Origin of the sequence: Ulvibacterium sp., assembly GCF_965248315.1 — a bacterium.
Lineage (GTDB): Bacteria > Bacteroidota > Bacteroidia > Flavobacteriales > Flavobacteriaceae > Ulvibacterium.
Window position 1 is genome coordinate 1,326,623 of sequence record NZ_CBDFIX010000002.1, and the last position, 14,042, is coordinate 1,340,664.

A 14,042-nucleotide genomic window follows, 5' to 3' on the forward strand; every position below is an offset into this window, starting at 1 on the left:
TATAATACAAACAAAATGAAAAAACGATTAAGGATAATCTTGATGGGCGGTCTAGGTCTATTGTGCTTTTCTTCTTGTTATTATGACCAATTGGTAGAGGAAGAAATTCCGGATATACCTATAGATGAACCTATTTCCTTTAGGGATGACATCCAGCCTTTGTTCATTAGAAGTGATGGGGATTGTACTACTTGTCATAATGGGAATGTTGCCAACCCGGATCTAACCGAGGGAAATGCATATGATGCTATCGTTCCAGAATATGTGGTTATCGGAGATAGTGAGAACAGCCAGTTTTTTAGGGAGTTACCGGGCAATAACCATCCTGTTGATGCAGGGTTTGTACTCACCGTAGATGAAATTGCTTTGATAAAAGGTTGGATAGATCGTGGTGCCGAGAATAACTAAATAGTAAGACATCAAAATATGAAAAACACAATAGGAATATATTTTGGATTAGCTTTATTGTTCCCCATCCTACTCCTTTCACAAAAAAGAGAGAAGGATTCCGTAGTGGATAAACCTGAACGCCCGGCCTTTGAAAGCTCTTTTATTATTGATAACCCTAATAATGTGCTCTTTTCAAAGAACACCTTGGAGGTTCAGATGTCGCACAGGTTCGGGTTGATCAACGAGGGAACCAATGATATGCTTGGATTTTGGGGGCCTTCCAATATCCGAATGGGGGTGGCCTATTCCATACATGAAAGATTGACCCTGGGATTTGGGACTACCAAATTTAATCGCCTCCAAGATTTTAACTGGAAAGTGGGAATCTTAAATCAAACACGATCCGGCAGGATTCCGGTGAGCGTATCCTATTACGGTAATTTCACTATCGATGCGAGGAAAAAAGAGAATTTTAGCCTCGATCAACATAGGTACTCCTATTTTAACCAATTGATCATTGCACGAAGGTTCAGTCCTAAGCTTTCCATACAATTGGCTCCTAGTATTTCCCATTTTAACCTCGTGGAAAGCAGGATGCGGAACGATGTGATAGGGATTGCGTTCGGTGGGCGCTATAAAATAAGTGATCAAACTTCCATACTATGGGATTACAGCCAACCCTTTACGCATCATTTAAATGGGGAACGATTGGATATTGATCCAGAACCCGGAATAAGTTTGGGGTTCGAGTTCGCTACATCCGCACATGCCTTCCAATTGTTTATAACCAATATGAACGGTATTGTACCGCAGCAGAACTATATGAAAAACACAAACGATTTTTTTAGAGGTCAGATTCTGTTCGGATTCAATATCACGAGGAACTATAACTTTTAAACCTATCCTTTGGGAAACGACAGGGTAAATTAAAAGGGAAACCAAGGATGGTTTGCGCTACAAAGATCGATTATGAAGAAAGACAACATAAAAAAGAATAGTACGAACAGACGTAAATTTCTGAAAATGGGTTTACTGTCAGGCGCCACAACCGTGGCCGGTGCTACTTTGTTGGCCAATTTGGCTTCCGAAGAGGAACTACAGGCATCAGGAGAAAAAGTCAGGGTGCTAACCCCGGATGGCAAAATGGTTGAGGTAGATGCTGAGAGCATTAACAATTATCCCGAGGCCCATATTACACCGGCTGAATCAAGAAAAGGAATTCCTGATCGAAAATTTGTTATGGTAATCGATTTGGCCAAATGCAAAAACGCTAGAAATTGTGTTGAAAGTTGTCAAAAAGCGCACAACCTGGATTACAATGAAGAGTTTATGAAAGTTCAGCTAATTCAAGACCATGAAGAAGCAGAGCCCTATTGGTTCCCAAAACCTTGCTATCATTGTGATGAACCCCCCTGCGTTACGGTCTGCCCAACGGGTGCCACCTTTAAGCGGGATGATGGTATTGTTTTGATAGACAATGACCGATGCATTGGATGTAAGTTTTGTATCACGAGTTGTCCCTATTCTGCCCGCCAGTTTAACTGGAGCCATAAACCGAAATTTGATGACACTAGCCAACCCTACTCACCGGAAACCAGTGTTCCCGGAACAGAGGGTACGGTAATGAAATGCGATTTCTGTCCGGATATGCTCCGGCAGGGTAAATTACCCTATTGTGCATCATCTTGCCCTATGGGTGTCATCTATTTTGGGGATAAAAACGAGGACATGGTCACCAATGGAGAGGAAACCGTTCGATTTTCAGAGTTAATAAATGATAGGGGAGGGTATAGGCATTTGGAACATTTAGGGACAAAACCCAATGTTTATTACCTGCCTGCCGTAAATAGGCAGTTCCCATTGGAGCGGGGCTTTGATGTTGAAGAGGATATTATTGAACGCTACAAGGATGTTCCTTTTGTTCAGGACCTAAAGAGCCAAGGTAAGATTTAAAGTAAACAACGTTCTAGGATGGATGTAGATAGTAGAAAAAGAGAATTGGTCAAAGAGTTTTCGCCCATGCTTTTAAGGTCGACCAAATGGTCCAAAATATGGATCGGGACCTTGGTTGGATTTATCTTATGGGGATTGGTAGCCTTTGTCATACAAGTTGTTAAGGGACATGAGGTCACCGGTATGCGTGACAATGTGGTTTGGGGTATTTACATTATTAATTTTATCTTCTTTGTGTGTTTAAGCTATTCAGGGGCCTTTATCTCGGGCATTTTACATTTCTTTAAAACACCTTGGAAGAACTCGGTATCCAGAATAGTCGAAATCATTACCGTAGTATCCCTGATTATTGGCCCGATATTTATTTTACTTTGTATCGGTAGGTTGGATAGGTTGCACTATTTGTTTCTCTACCCCCGTATACAATCGCCCATAACTTGGGATATCATAGCCATAATTACCGATCTTATCGGTTGCTTCATTTACTTATATCTAACATTTATCCCGGATTTTGCCATACTTCGGGATAATAGTAAAGATGTACCTGAATGGAGAAGAAGGCTCTATACGTTTTTGGCCATTGGATATCGAGATACACCCACCCAACGCAATAGACTACATAAAATAACCCGTATCATGTCCGCCATGATCATTGCCCTTGCTATTGTGGCTTATACGGTCTTGGCCTGGATATTTAGCTTAACCCTACAACCTGGCTGGAACAGTACAATTTTTGCCCCGTATTTCATTGTTGCTGGTCTCTATTCCGGTGTGGGGGTTATCATTATTGCCATGTATCTAATTCGCAAATACTATAAATTGGACCACTACATACGAAAGGTTCATTTTATTGGCGCTGGTGTAATCCTATTGGTTATTTCATTGTTGTTCGGCTATTTCACCTTTAGTGAATATTTCTCCAGATGGTTTAGTCATAAGACACATGATGCCGATTTGTTGAATACCTTGTTCAATAGGTATTTCTGGGAGTTCATTTTTGCAAATTACATTGGGGTATTGGTACCCATAGTAATCCTGTTCTTTAAAAGGTTCAGGACTATAAAATCCATCACTTTTGCGGCTGTTATTGCGGTTCTGGGACTATGGTTAAATAGGTACTTAATAGTTGTGCCTACTTTGGAAACACCCTATTTACCTATTCAGGATACCCGTCCAGAGTTCATACATTACTCCGCTACATGGATTGAATGGGCCTTGAGCTTTGCCGGGATTGCCGCTTTTGTCCTGTTCTTTATCCTCATTATGAGGCTTGTTCCCATCATTCCCATATCCGGTATCATAGACTATGAAAGAGAGGGAAAAGGAGGAACCCATGATGTAACCCAATATCAATTGAAATGAGAACTAGGTTTTTTAAATATTCAGTTTCCATGGTGCTTTTGAGCTTATTTCTGGCGTCGAACATTTTTGCTCAGGAACAGGACTTAAGCAACTATAGGATGCGGTTCCGTTTTAAGAGCATTAAACGACCCGATGGGTCGAGGATACTGGAAGCCAGTTTTATCGCCACAAATAAGAAGGACAGAAAAGATAGAGTGCCGGTATACGAGGCGGATATTAATTTTCTTAACGTGCTGGGAGAAGAAAAGATTCGGCTGGGCGCATCCAAAACTTCCAAAGAAGGGATTGCCCGGATTGCCTTGCCAAAGGACCAATCCTATTTGAAGGATAAGGAGGGAAGGATTACGTTGATGGCCCTTTTTAAGGGTACGGAAGAATTGGATGGAGAAGAACAAGAAATCAGTATAAAGGATATTCACCTGGATTTAGGTCTAATTGAAAAGGACAGTGTTAAAACCGTCCAGGTAAAAGCCCATACACTTGATAGTCTAGGAGTTCAAATTCCCGTGGAGGAAACCGACATTATTATTTCGGTTGAAGGGATGCTTTCCAAGATGATAATTGACGAAGGTATCATAGAAGGGGGAGCCTATGAATTTAAGATGCCCATGGGTTTGCCGGGAGATGCAAATGGCAATATCACGGTGTATGCGATCATCGAAGATCACGACGACTATGGTGATGTAGTCCAGAAGAATACGGAAAGCTGGGGAATTTTAAAGGAACGGCACAAAGAGGATGAAAACACATTGTGGTCCGAAGCTGCACCTGTTTGGATGTATGTGGTATTGACCATTTTATTGGTAGGAATTTGGGCAAATTTCGTTTACACTGGAATACACTTATTTAAGATCAAAAAGGAGGGAAAAGAATTGGAGTTAAAAACCGAAGAATAAATAATCAAAACATGGGAACAGTTAGAAATTTAATCGTTATCGCAATCGTGTCATTTGCCTTTTACTCTTTTACCGAGGAAGTGCAAGAAGAATGGGTAGTTCCGGAAGAGTATGAGAAAATGAAAAATCCCACGGACCCAGCGGTGGATTTGAACATCGGCAAATCCTTATACAACAAACATTGTAAATCTTGCCATGGCAAGGAAGGCTATGGAGACGGACCCAAGGCGGATGAGGTAGAAGGAGATTTAGGCGACTTCTCATCAGAGGAATTCCATGCACAAAGTGATGGGGCCATTTTTTACAAAAGCTATATAGGACGGTTCGATATGCCCAACTATGAAAAGAAAATTCCGGATGAAGAGGATATGTGGTTGGTTGTCAATTATATGAGAACAATGAAGGAGTAGTAAATACCTTGTCCCTTTGCTAAAATGTTTTCGTAAAAAAACATGAATGGGGATGAAAGCGTATAGATGGCATCTAAGTTTTAAGATCTATTGTATTTATTATGGAAAAGTCACTTCGCTATATAAGCATTTCGCATAAAACGGCTTCGGTTACCCAACGGGAGGTCTTCCATATTCCGAAGGAGGAAAAGAAGGATTTGGTAGCCCGCCTTTGTGAGACCTTTCCTGATATTTCGGGATTGTTGCTCCTGGTTACCTGTAACCGAACGGAAATATACTTTGAATCCGTAACCACCCGGGCAGTAGCGGTACGGAATTTCTTGGTCTGTATTAAATCCTCTAGTTTAGATGTAGAAGTTTCACGATTATTCAAGTCTAGCGATACCACTGAAAAAACCGTTCGACACGTATTGGAGGTTTCTTCAGGACTTGCTTCATCAATAACTGGGGACGTGGAAATTGTGCATCAAATAAAGAAAGCCTACCACTTCTCCATGGAACTTAACCTTCAGGGGTCTCTTTTGGAAAGGGTCATGCAAACAGTATTTAAAAGTCACAAACGCATAAGTAATGAGACACTTTTTAGGGACGGGACCACTTCAATGGCATATAAAGCGTTAAAGGTTATACATCAGGCCTATGACAAAGCTTTGGTAAAAGAGAAAAGAATATTGTTTATTGGAGCGGGGGACATTGTACTACAATTGTTCAAGTATAATTCCAAATTCAATTTTAACAATATTTGCGTTAGTAACCGTACAGAGGAAAAGGCAGTGGTCTTGGCAAAAAGACACGGAGCTAAGGTACTCGGTTGGGAAAAGGTGTTGCGCAACGATTTTCAAGATTTTGACGTAATCATTGGTGCGGCCAGTAACTGTGCCGACCTTGTAAAAAACATACCTGCTTCGGGAACGGATTTGGTACTCCTGATAGATTTGGCAATCCCGTGCAACATTAATAAGGACCTGTCCCGTAAGGAGAACGTTTTACTTTATGATTTGGATACCCTTTCTATGGATTTGGAGGAGACCAAGGAAAAAAGAATGGCGGCCATTGGGAAGGTTGGCGATATTATAGGGGAGGAACTTTTAGCGTACACCAAGTGGCTTCAAAAGGCTCCTTTACGGGCTTTTTTGGCGGAGTATAAAATTCTTGTAAATCAAAAGGTAGTTGATCATTTTGAAACGGATTCGGAAGAATACGACCTTAAGACGGTCAAAACGGTTACGGACCGGGTTATTCGGAGAGTAAAAAGACGGACAAGTCCATCAATATCACTTGAGGAAATGGATGCAGTTATTGCCGAACAGATTTCTTTTTTATAAAACTATTTAGTTGTGCACGAGACTTGCAATCAATACAAACTTTTCAATAAAAGCAAAACAATGATTTTAAGATTTAAATACATACCATTGATGATAGGTGCAATGACCATAATGACGGCTTGCAATAACGGCCCAAAAGTTATTGAGCTGACCAACCAAACGGGACGCTCCCAGGATTCCTCGACGCAACTTGATAGTAATGGCGATGTATCATCCAAAGCCCAATTCCATTCAGTTATGGTAAGCGAGGTACTTCCTTCAACACGATATGTATATCTTAAAGTAAAGGAAGGGCAAGAGGAATTTTGGATTGCTACAGGGAAAATGGATATTAAAAAAGGCGGGACCTATTTTTATAGGGGTGGATTGTTAAAGACCGATTTTGAGAGTGAGGAACACAATAGGGTATTCAAAGAGATTTACCTGGTCTCAAATTTAGTTTCCAAGGAAGACCATACAGCTATGGCGAAAACTGAACCCAATACCAGTTTGGTCAAGGGAGAAGGTATTGCTGAAAAAGAGGACGCACCTACCCAAACTGGAAAAGAGGTTCAACACAAAGGATCCGTTAAAATTGCCGAATTGTTAAAGGAACCCGAGCGGTACGAAGGACATTCCGTAGACATTAACGGTACCTGTGTAAAGACAAATCCCGGCATAATGGGGCGTAATTGGTTGCACCTACAAGATGGGAGCAAGGATGATTATGATTTGATTGTTACCTCCAATGCCCTAGTACCCGAAGGTTCGGACATCACCGTTCGGGCCGTTGTGGCTTTGAACAAGGATTTTGGCGCAGGGTATACCTATACCCTTATTCTGGAAAACGGAACATTGGTCGAGTAGGCCGAATTGGCTTTGTTGGGATTGGCTTAGTCGCAATTCCCATTTTCCAATCTCTGGGATATTTCAATTAAATGGCTAAAGACCTTAGTATTCGGTCATACCATTGGAGGCTGACTGTTCATATCGTCGTCCACGTCTTCGGAAACGAAACAACTCCGTCCTTCCAAACAGTGTACAGGCGATACCAAACCATTATCGGGCCCCGTGGCTCCAGCAGAAGTAATACACCAACAAATCGTATTGGCATCATCCAATAAAAGCCAAGGATTGTCCCCTCCTTCCATCATACCATATGGATTTCTAGCCCTAAGGAATTTGCAGATATTTTTTTTGTTCGGGTTACCATTTTCCATACTTAAGCGATTTCTAAAATGGTTTGCTTAATAGTGGATACAAATAGCGGTACTTTGTAATCATTTTTAGAAAGCGGGCGCGCTTTTGCCATCGCAGCTTTTGCTGCGGCCGTGGCATTGTCGCTATTTATGATCTTATTTTCAATGGCCTGTTGGGCTTCAACGGAACGATAGGGTACCGGAGCGGCAGCTCCAAGGACGATACTCGCCGATTTACAAGTATTCCCGGAAATTTCCATGACAACGGCCACATCTGCCAAGGACCAATCGTAGGATTCACGTGCTACCTGTTTAATATATGCACTTTTCGTATTTTTTGAAGGTGGAGGTAGAACAATTTCCGTAATGATTTCCTTCGCTTGAAGAATAGTTTCCATAGCAATATCCTCTCCAGCCGAGACAAAGAAATCATCCATTTGGACCGTTTTCTGTTTTCCTTCCGCATTCGCAATAATCACACTGGCATTAAAGGCCATAAGCGCCGTAGCTATGGAGGAAGCATGAACACTTACGCAAGTACCGTTATCGAGTATAGCATGATTTTCATTTTCTCCGGTTTGGGAATGGCGGGCAAAACATCGGTCGCCCCCTTTACGGAAACAATCATGATCGGCAGAACGAAAGTACCAGCAGCGGTTGCGTTGCGCGATATTTCCTCCCAAAGTGGATACATTGCGAAGTTGGGGGGTGGCAGCATGGTTTACCGCTTGGTGAAGTGCCAAATACTGACTCTTAATTTCCGGATTTGACGCGATTTCCGCCAGGGTAACATTACATCCAATTCGCAACCCCTTTTTACGGTCATAACTTATTTTGTCCAGACCGGGAATGTTCCGAATATTGATAATCTTTTGCGGTTTAAGCAGACCTTCTTTTACCCAATCGAATACATCGATGCCGCCCGATTTAAAAACCGCCGCCTTTTGGGTGGGTTGATATAGCTCATCGGATAGGGTCGAATTGACTTGCTCAAGGGCATCCTCAACGGATTTTGCTTCGTACCAACTAAATTTATTCATGGTTTCGTATTTAAGAGACTTTACTTAATGCTTTAAGAATGCTGGATGGAGTAATGGGGATTTCATAGAGCCTTACTCCAATGGCATTGTATACCGCATTGGCAATCGCGGCGGCCGTGGCAATATTTGCAGGCTCCCCAATGCCATAGGCATCGGTTGAGGAACGCCCGGAATATTCTTCTACAATTATCGTTTCAATTTCAGGGATTTCCATGGAAAATGGCACCTTATACTGATCCACATTGGCATTCATCATGTGGCCGGTACTATTGTCCATCACCCTATTTTCATAGAGTGCATAAGACACACCTTGAATGACTCCCCCATTAATCTGACTTTCCAATTGGCCTATATTTAACGGTCTACCACAACTATGCGCTGCCACTACGCGATCCACCTTTACAAATCCTGTATCGGTATTTACACTGACCTCTGCAAATTGTACCGATCCCAAATCACCATAGGCCAGACCCCAAGGTTGTTGAAAGCCTCCATAATCATCCGACCGGCTCGCTATTTTACTAATTTGGCTGGTTCGCATTAACTTGGTCGCTTCCTTAAATGACATTTTAAGGTCCGTATTCGTTTTGTGGGTCACCTGACCATCGGCCATAGATAACTCCGAGGAATCTGTCTCCCATTTTTTGGCAACAAGCTTCAATAAGGCTGTTTTTGCTTCAAAGGCCGCATTACGGGTAGGAGGGGTAATGGAACCCGTGACCACACTTCCGCCAGAACCTGGTCCGACAGGAAAAAACGTATCCCCAATGTTTACTTTAATATCTTTTACCTGTAGGCCCAATTCCTCGGCAACTACCTGAGCAAGAATGGTCTTTGTCCCTGTTCCTATATCCTGGACACTAGACCGTATCTCAACGCCACCGCCTTTGTGAATTTTAATTTCTACGGAAGAATCCAAGGATACAAATCGGGGCCAAGTGGATTGGCCTACTCCAAGTCCTTTCTTCACCACACCTTTGCCACTTCCAGCAGGTTTACGACGAGACCATCCGAAAAGTTCCGCTCCCCGTTGGCGCTCCACTTTTCTCACCTCGCTTGTATCAATACGATCTCTATAGCTCAGGGGATCCAAATTTAGTTTTTCCGCTATTTCATCAATGGCCTGTTCCAAACCAAAAGCGCCCTGCACATTACCGGGTGCACGCCATGCAGCTCCTGGCCCGGCATTGGTCAATACATCATATTGCTCCGTTGCAAAATTTGGACATGTATAAAGGATTTGGGCAATACGCCCCACCCCGGCTCCAAGTCCTACTCCCGCAGTTCCATGGGAACGTTGTTGTATACCGGTCAAGGTCCCATCCTTTTTGGCTCCTATTTTTAGGTATTGAATTGAATTGGGACGATTTCCCTCTGCCAGATGCTCTTCCTGCCTATCCAACATCAGCCAAACAGGTCTACCTGTCTTTTTAGCCAAATTTGCAGCCATAGGCCCAAAACTTCCGGCACTATGTTTGGCACCAAATCCGCCACCCATGAATTCGCAGATGACCCGTACCTTACTTTTTGGCAAATTAAAAACGCTGGCCATTTCATTTCTGACGGCCGCCGTGTTTTGTGTGGATGCATAGACGGTCATAACATCGGCATTCCAATCGACCACAACACCATGGGTTTCCAAAGGCATATGGGTATGCACTTGAGTGCGATATGTTCTTTCCACTACAACATCCGCTTCTTTGAAACCTTCTTCCAAATTGCCTCTGGGCCCACCAAAAAAACTACTGGTAGATGGCCCCCTAACATTACCTTCTCCTTTGCTGCCATCATGTGTTTCGCCTACATCCCCACCATCTTGCTGTTGCGTAATGGGGGCATCAAATACTATAGGTGCATTGAGCTCCATAGCTGCTTCAAGATCTATAACAAAAGGTTTTTTCTCATAGTTGATCTTGATCAAGGAAACGGCCTCTTTGGCAATTTCCAAACTTTCGGCCGCTACACCAGCCAAAGGTTGGCCCACATACTTCACCATGGGGTACTTATCGGTGCTATTTTCTTCTCCCTCTTTTGGGGGACTTTCTATTAGGTGGATAGCGTGTACACCAGGCAAGCTTTTTGCTTTGGATATATCTATGGACGAAATGGTGGCATGTGGCACATTTGAACGCAACATCTTTGCGTAGAGCATACCCGGTAATTTAATGTCCGAGGTATAAATTGCCCTACCGGTCACCTTTTCAAGGGCATCGATTCTTGTGACTCTTTTTCCAATCACTTTTAATTTATCGTTGACGGGCCATACTGGCGGCTCTTCAACGGGTATTTCCCGTTCTACTTCGCCTAAATTATGCCCAGGAATACCGTATGGGAATTTTTCTTTTCTAGTATCCATCTTAAATCGTTTTTTTTGCTGCTGCCAAAGTGGCCTTAAAGACTTTAGGGTAGGTGCCACAACGACAAAGGTTGCCCCGAGTGGCGTTTTTCACATCTTCCAAACTAGGGTCGGGGTTATTATCCACAAGGTGCACACAGGACATGACCATCCCTGGAGTGCAGTACCCACATTGCGAAGCATCATGTTCTATAAAAGCTTCCTGTACCGGATGTAGCTCCCCGTTTTTTGCAATACCCTCAATAGTAGTAATCTCTTTGTCTCCCACATCAAAAGCTGACATCATACAAGAATTTACAGGCTTACCATCTAAATAAACGGTACATGCGGAACAAGAGCCCCGATCGCATACAACCTTGGTTCCCGTAAGCTCTAAATGATCCCGTAGGGCAGAAGCCAGGGTTGTCCTTGGTTCTATGCTAAGTGATTTTGTTGTACCATTGACCTTCATTTTTATGGTTATGGCATCGGGGCCAAATTCTTTGCCTGTCACAAGTGGTTCCTTGTACTCCAAGGCAAAGGCGTTCGAAGTCATTAAAACGCTACTTGCGGTGGATAATCCGGCACCCCGTATAAAACTACGCCTACTTATGGTTTTTCCCGGTTTGGATTCCGGATCTTGGTCTTTATTTTCCATGTAATTAGGATTGGGTTTGTTTACTATTCTATTACAGAAATGGGCACCTTAATTTACAATATTATTCCGTAAGAAGCCACCATATAATCAAAATTTAACGCAAAGAATAGGGACGAGGAAAATAGCCTAGACCTCTTGATCCCTTAATTACAAGATTCATTGATTAGAAAAGGGCCAGACCAAGCATGCGATTGAATATTTTTTATTCTTAAAATAGACCTATGAGTTTTGGAATAAACCTCATAGACCATTTTTTGAGCGGTTTCTGTTGCGAAATCGTTTTGCTTAAAGTGGCGATGGTGCAAGATGCGGTAAGTACCAATGAATAAACCGCCGTGACTATAATGTTAAAAGAGGCAAAAATCAAAGTCCCTGCGCTTGATTAAAATTGAAACGAACATAAGTTTTATGGGTAAAGTACTGGCACGGGCAAAAACAATGTTACGCTCTTTTGCCTGATCTATTGCCTTGCTATAGGGCTTTTATTCGTTCACCGAATTCCTTTACCTTTTCCCAATCTGTATATTCAATTTCGGTATGGGAATCGGTCGGCCCTTTGGTCATCCACATAATGAATTGAATCATGATCCTGTCAAAAAAAGGATATTTTTTATAATCCAGTTTACCTGCAAACACTTCCACTAAGTTGGGTCTCCACTCTATAGTTCTAAAGAACTTTGTAACGTATGGATTTGTATCAGGAGCATTTTTTTCTGGCTTTCTGGCCACTAGATTAACAGAAAAAAATGCTGTCTTTATAGAATCAAGGTGTTCTTTTTTTGTATTGATGAAGTCAATTACTTTTTTGTTATGGACGCCATATCGGATACTTGCCCCAATAATAATTTTGTCATATGGGTTGGTGTCCCCATTAAAACCATCAATGGCAATCAGGTCAACTATGTTTTGTTTCCGTAGCTGGTCCCTAAGTCTGGTACAAATTTTTAGGGTTTGTCCATCTACAGAGGAATATAAGAGCAAGATTTTAACCATCTCATCAAGTTAAAATTGAGATATTTTAGGATGCCCCCTGTGTTTTATGCCAGGCACTTGTATGATTGGCGGTAAAAATCAGTCATCCACCGCAGCAAATACCATCTGCCGAAATTTCCAACCGGTTTGGTCGTCCACTGGCCCCCTGGTCTGCTTCATCAATATTCCGATAATGTTTTCCTGGGGGTCGGCAAAATATTGTGTATTGAAATATCCGCCCCAATCAAAGGTGCCGGCACTTCCCTCACCGCCATGGTCCTGGCCTTTTGAGGTTACTACACCAAATGCAAGGCCATAGTGTTTTATGTCATCACCCCATAGGTCTCCGGTTTGGTTGCCCATAATACTTCTTACCGTAGTTCTGCTTAAAATACGTTTTCCATTAAGTTCGCCATGGTTCAAATACATCTGTAAGAATGTGGCGTAGTCCTTTGCGGTACTTGAAAGCCCAGCCCCTCCTGAAAAAAATCGCCGAGCGCCCTTTATGGGATAATCCGGGTCATAAAAAGTTACAGGATATTCTTCCCATGTGCCTCCTTTTTTTTGTTGTACGGTCACCAACCGGTCTTCCTTTTCCTCGGGAAGATAAAACCAAGTATCGTCCATGCCCAGAGGGTCAAAAAGTCGTTCTCGAAGAAATTCATCGAACGGCATTCCGGAAACGACTTCAATAAAGTAACCGAGTACATCCAAACCTTCGCTATATACAAAGGCCTCTCCCGGATTATGATGCAATGGTAGTTTTGCTAATTTTTTTACGCTTTCCCCAATGGATATATTATCTGTTGTAAAAAGGTCGGTAATACCTGCTTTGGCATATATTTTTTGAAATCGTTCATCGCCATCGATTACGCCGTAACCCAATCCTGAGGTGTGTGTTAAAAGGTGTCGTATGGTAATTTGATTTTCCGCGGGCTTTGTGGTGTAGGTGGAGTCACGTTCGTTGAAGCTATCCAGAATCTCAGCTTTTCCAAAATCTGGAATGTACTTGGAAATTGGGTCGTCCAATCGAAATTTTCCCTCCTCCCATAAGATCATTACCGCGGTAGAGGTTATGGCCTTGGTTTGCGAGGCGATTCTAAAAATGGTATTCTTTTCCATAGCCTTGCCCAATGCATTGTCTGCCTTGCCGTAAGCCTCGTGGAATACAATTTTTCCATTTCTGGCAATCAGGGCCACCGCTCCTGGGATGTTGTTTTTCCCAACGGCTTGTTCCAGCATAAGATCAATTCGCTCCAGTCGCTCCGTAGAAATACCTTCATCGGTCGGGGAAACCTCGGAGAGCGGAGAAGAGGATTGTATGGATCGAGTCTGTGCCCCCAGGATCAGCGAGGTTAAAACGAACAAAAATGTAATTCGGTTTTTCATTATTTCTGATTTTGATTTACAATATATTCATAATGCCCCATTTTTGACATATCTTCCTGAAAAATAGATATGAACATCAAAGCGTGCACGGATACAAAGTGTTATAAAATAGGGATTCATTCGTATATTTTGCA

Annotated in this window: 14 protein-coding genes; 8 read left to right on the plus strand and 6 right to left on the minus strand. The window is 42.5% G+C overall.

Features of this window, described 5'->3' with window-relative positions; all coding sequences use genetic code 11:
• Positions 1-15: 15 nt before the first annotated feature.
• From ACP2AF_RS07165 to ACP2AF_RS07200, 8 genes are all read left to right on the plus strand, one after another.
• Positions 16-408 carry a hypothetical protein gene (locus ACP2AF_RS07165; RefSeq protein WP_425235553.1) on the plus strand — a complete coding sequence of 131 codons (393 nt, stop codon included), beginning with the start codon at positions 16-18 and terminating at the stop codon, positions 406-408.
• Between the two features lie 18 nt (positions 409-426).
• On the plus strand, positions 427-1,287 hold the full coding sequence (locus tag ACP2AF_RS07170) for a DUF5777 family beta-barrel protein (protein WP_425235554.1): 861 nt from the start codon (positions 427-429) through the stop codon (positions 1,285-1,287).
• 126 nt (positions 1,288-1,413) lie between these two features.
• Positions 1,414-2,343, plus strand: a complete 930-nt coding sequence (locus ACP2AF_RS07175) for a 4Fe-4S dicluster domain-containing protein (protein WP_425235555.1) — start codon at positions 1,414-1,416, stop codon at positions 2,341-2,343.
• An 18-nt stretch (positions 2,344-2,361) separates the two neighbouring features.
• Positions 2,362-3,705: an NrfD/PsrC family molybdoenzyme membrane anchor subunit gene (nrfD, locus tag ACP2AF_RS07180; RefSeq protein ID WP_425235556.1), complete on the plus strand. Its 1,344-nt coding sequence runs from the start codon at positions 2,362-2,364 to the stop codon at positions 3,703-3,705.
• Positions 3,702-4,601 (plus strand): hypothetical protein, encoded by a 900-nt coding sequence (locus ACP2AF_RS07185; RefSeq protein WP_425235557.1) that lies wholly within the window; start codon positions 3,702-3,704, stop codon positions 4,599-4,601. Before nrfD ends, ACP2AF_RS07185 begins: the two co-directional genes overlap by 4 nt.
• An 11-nt stretch (positions 4,602-4,612) precedes the next feature.
• Positions 4,613-5,011 (plus strand): c-type cytochrome, encoded by a 399-nt coding sequence (locus tag ACP2AF_RS07190; RefSeq protein WP_425235558.1) that lies wholly within the window; start codon positions 4,613-4,615, stop codon positions 5,009-5,011.
• Between the two features lie 101 nt (positions 5,012-5,112).
• Positions 5,113-6,336, plus strand: a complete 1,224-nt coding sequence (locus tag ACP2AF_RS07195) for a hypothetical protein (RefSeq protein ID WP_425235559.1) — start codon at positions 5,113-5,115, stop codon at positions 6,334-6,336.
• A gap of 60 nt (positions 6,337-6,396) precedes the next feature.
• Positions 6,397-7,182 carry a hypothetical protein gene (locus ACP2AF_RS07200; RefSeq protein ID WP_425235560.1) on the plus strand — a complete coding sequence of 262 codons (786 nt, stop codon included), beginning with the start codon at positions 6,397-6,399 and terminating at the stop codon, positions 7,180-7,182.
• Between the two features lie 95 nt (positions 7,183-7,277).
• Here the strand turns inward: ACP2AF_RS07200 and ACP2AF_RS07205 are convergent, their stop codons facing one another.
• The 6 genes from ACP2AF_RS07205 to ACP2AF_RS07230 form a co-directional block, all read right to left on the minus strand.
• Complete coding sequence (locus tag ACP2AF_RS07205; RefSeq protein WP_425235561.1) at positions 7,278-7,535, minus strand: hypothetical protein; 258 nt, start codon at positions 7,533-7,535, stop codon at positions 7,278-7,280.
• A 2-nt stretch (positions 7,536-7,537) separates the two neighbouring features.
• Positions 7,538-8,554: an FAD binding domain-containing protein gene (locus ACP2AF_RS07210; RefSeq protein WP_425235562.1), complete on the minus strand. Its 1,017-nt coding sequence runs from the start codon at positions 8,552-8,554 to the stop codon at positions 7,538-7,540.
• A gap of 10 nt (positions 8,555-8,564) precedes the next feature.
• The gene (locus ACP2AF_RS07215; RefSeq protein WP_425235563.1) at positions 8,565-10,910 is read right to left on the minus strand and encodes a xanthine dehydrogenase family protein molybdopterin-binding subunit; all 2,346 of its coding nucleotides are present in this window, start codon (positions 10,908-10,910) and stop codon (positions 8,565-8,567) included.
• A gap of 1 nt (position 10,911) precedes the next feature.
• A complete protein-coding gene (locus tag ACP2AF_RS07220) occupies positions 10,912-11,547 on the minus strand; it encodes a (2Fe-2S)-binding protein (protein ID WP_425235564.1) in 636 nt (211 codons plus the stop codon).
• 471 nt (positions 11,548-12,018) lie between these two features.
• Entirely contained in the window at positions 12,019-12,540 is a 522-nt protein-coding gene (gene hemG, locus ACP2AF_RS07225; protein ID WP_425235565.1) for a menaquinone-dependent protoporphyrinogen IX dehydrogenase, read from the minus strand.
• A 78-nt stretch (positions 12,541-12,618) separates the two neighbouring features.
• Positions 12,619-13,908, minus strand: a complete 1,290-nt coding sequence (locus ACP2AF_RS07230; RefSeq protein ID WP_425235566.1) for a serine hydrolase domain-containing protein — start codon at positions 13,906-13,908, stop codon at positions 12,619-12,621.
• Between the last annotated feature and the right edge of the window lie 134 nt (positions 13,909-14,042).

Bases quoted from the DNA above. Each gene is read 5' to 3' on its own strand.
- ACP2AF_RS07190 (WP_425235558.1), top strand. From the start codon at position 4,613: ATGGGAACAGTTAGAAATTTAATCGTTATCGCAATCGTGTCATTTGCC.
- hemG (WP_425235565.1), bottom strand. From the start codon at position 12,540: ATGGTTAAAATCTTGCTCTTATATTCCTCTGTAGATGGACAAACCCTA.
- ACP2AF_RS07175 (WP_425235555.1), top strand. From the start codon at position 1,414: ATGGGTTTACTGTCAGGCGCCACAACCGTGGCCGGTGCTACTTTGTTG.
- ACP2AF_RS07220 (WP_425235564.1), bottom strand. From the start codon at position 11,547: ATGGAAAATAAAGACCAAGATCCGGAATCCAAACCGGGAAAAACCATA.
- ACP2AF_RS07185 (WP_425235557.1), top strand. From the start codon at position 3,702: ATGAGAACTAGGTTTTTTAAATATTCAGTTTCCATGGTGCTTTTGAGC.
- ACP2AF_RS07195 (WP_425235559.1), top strand. From the start codon at position 5,113: ATGGAAAAGTCACTTCGCTATATAAGCATTTCGCATAAAACGGCTTCG.
- ACP2AF_RS07205 (WP_425235561.1), bottom strand. From the start codon at position 7,535: ATGGAAAATGGTAACCCGAACAAAAAAAATATCTGCAAATTCCTTAGG.
- ACP2AF_RS07230 (WP_425235566.1), bottom strand. From the start codon at position 13,908: ATGAAAAACCGAATTACATTTTTGTTCGTTTTAACCTCGCTGATCCTG.
- ACP2AF_RS07210 (WP_425235562.1), bottom strand. From the start codon at position 8,554: ATGAATAAATTTAGTTGGTACGAAGCAAAATCCGTTGAGGATGCCCTT.
- ACP2AF_RS07215 (WP_425235563.1), bottom strand. From the start codon at position 10,910: ATGGATACTAGAAAAGAAAAATTCCCATACGGTATTCCTGGGCATAAT.
- ACP2AF_RS07200 (WP_425235560.1), top strand. From the start codon at position 6,397: ATGATTTTAAGATTTAAATACATACCATTGATGATAGGTGCAATGACC.
- ACP2AF_RS07170 (WP_425235554.1), top strand. From the start codon at position 427: ATGAAAAACACAATAGGAATATATTTTGGATTAGCTTTATTGTTCCCC.
- ACP2AF_RS07165 (WP_425235553.1), top strand. From the start codon at position 16: ATGAAAAAACGATTAAGGATAATCTTGATGGGCGGTCTAGGTCTATTG.
- nrfD (WP_425235556.1), top strand. From the start codon at position 2,362: ATGGATGTAGATAGTAGAAAAAGAGAATTGGTCAAAGAGTTTTCGCCC.